The 1,682-nt window shown below is 32.0% G+C and carries 2 protein-coding genes and 1 pseudogene; 2 read left to right on the forward strand and 1 reads right to left on the reverse strand.

Annotation, left to right across the window (positions count from 1 at the left end; genetic code table 11):
- Both FOT98_RS30515 and psiE read left to right on the forward strand, forming a co-directional pair.
- Positions 1-282, forward strand: a pseudogene (locus FOT98_RS30515) (S-(hydroxymethyl)glutathione synthase); the annotation flags it as partial.
- 442 nt (positions 283-724) lie between these two features.
- Positions 725-1,150: a phosphate-starvation-inducible protein PsiE gene (gene psiE, locus FOT98_RS30520; protein WP_000195740.1), complete on the forward strand. Its 426-nt coding sequence runs from the start codon at positions 725-727 to the stop codon at positions 1,148-1,150.
- A gap of 380 nt (positions 1,151-1,530) precedes the next feature.
- Here the strand turns inward: psiE and FOT98_RS33540 are convergent, their stop codons facing one another.
- Positions 1,531-1,593, reverse strand: a complete 63-nt coding sequence (locus FOT98_RS33540; RefSeq protein WP_231691668.1) for a hypothetical protein — start codon at positions 1,591-1,593, stop codon at positions 1,531-1,533.
- Positions 1,594-1,682: the final 89 nt, after the last annotated feature.

The following is a 1,682-nucleotide window of genomic DNA, read 5'->3' on the forward strand; positions in this document are numbered from 1 at the left end:
TGTAAAGCACATTTATTTGGTCGTATAGAAAATAAAGATCATGCATTTTATGGTTTGGATTTTGTTCATACAGAATTATCAGAGGATAAAGGGTGGTCTGCACCCCAATTTGCTGCATTTGTTTCGTCGGTAATCGAAACGGGTACTCCCGCTTCAAAAATGGCCGATATCCGAAAAAATTTAAATAACATTGGATTACCTACCTATGATGTCCTATCACCTGAGTTAATGGATTTAATTTCTATTAATGCTGCTAAACTAAATGGCACATTAAATGAATAAAAATTTATACTTTAATGTAGTGTAAGTCCGAAATGTAAAAAGTAAATCTTGCTGGTACGCATGATAAATAGCCGCCTGTTTATTGATTTTTCATCAAATAGGCGGCTGTTTTATAATTTTGTACAGGTAGCTTGCCTAATTATTTTTAGATCAGGACACGTGCTGATCCAGCATTTTAGGATTCTAATGTATGGTCAACAAGGCAGAAAACGCTGTACAGAATCTATGTACAAGTACTAATCCGTGTGAAACATCTGTAGAAGAAACGAAAGAAACTGAATGTAACCTCATTTTATGGACAAGATGTTCCCTTCTAAATAAAGATCAGCAATTAACTAAAACAAGGTTCATAAAATTCGCTTTTTTGCAGCCGTTCTAAGAGGGAGCGACTGCAACTATTTTTATAGTTGATTACATTCCATTAATCTAGAGAGGTGTTATCATGACACAATATATTAAAAACAAAAAATTGAAATTTTCGGTTCCCGTCATTTTTCAATTTGCTTTAAATATAGCATTGATTTTATTAGCTTTTATTTTTTTTGTTTTACTTGGAAAAGAAATAATATATTTCATTCAGTTTTCTATATTTAACGAAGGTTTTGAGAATCAATACAAGCTTCTGGATCGCATTTTAATTTTCTTTTTATATTTTGAGTTTATCGCCATGATTACAAAATACTTCCAAGGACATTATCACTTTCCACTACGATACTTTCTTTATATTGGTATTACTGCTATGATTCGTCTGATCATCGTCTACCATGAAAATCCGATTGATACACTTCTTTACGCTTCAGCCATACTGGTACTAATTATCGGTTACTATATTATGAGCTCTTCATCAGCAATGGAGCAAAAATGTTAATTTGAATAACCAAAAGGAACTCACCAAAAAACTAATATACAAACTGTCATAATTAAATATATCAAGCTTATGACGGTTTGTATCTTCTAGAAAGGTTAGGTTTTACATCTTTTTTATTCGTATTTAGAGTAATCTCTTCAACAATATACCTATTTAACAATACTTCACTCATGGATTTATCCCTATTTCAGATTTCCACCCTATATCGAAGCATACTAGTAGACGCGTAAAAGAGACTTCACCAAGAAATGATAAAGTCTTTTTATATATAATGATTTGAAGTAACATCTTAGTCTACAATATAAAGGCCTAAAGTGCTTTTTGACTTTCTGTTAATTAGTTATTAAATCTAAAACCAGTTATCGGATACGGTTTTCTACCTAGTGAAAAGGAAGTTTACCTGTCTCTTCAGAAATAACAAGAACTAGAGCGTGACTTAACATAGTTAAACCGAGAGCAGTACGATGACGAGTTCCGAGTTTTTTCACTCATGATTATAATTGTGATAGGAAGAATATTTGCTGCTGATACA

The organism is Bacillus sp. HY001, assembly GCF_007558965.1.
In the GTDB taxonomy this organism is placed as follows: Bacteria; Bacillota; Bacilli; order Bacillales; family Bacillaceae_G; genus Bacillus_A; species Bacillus_A mobilis.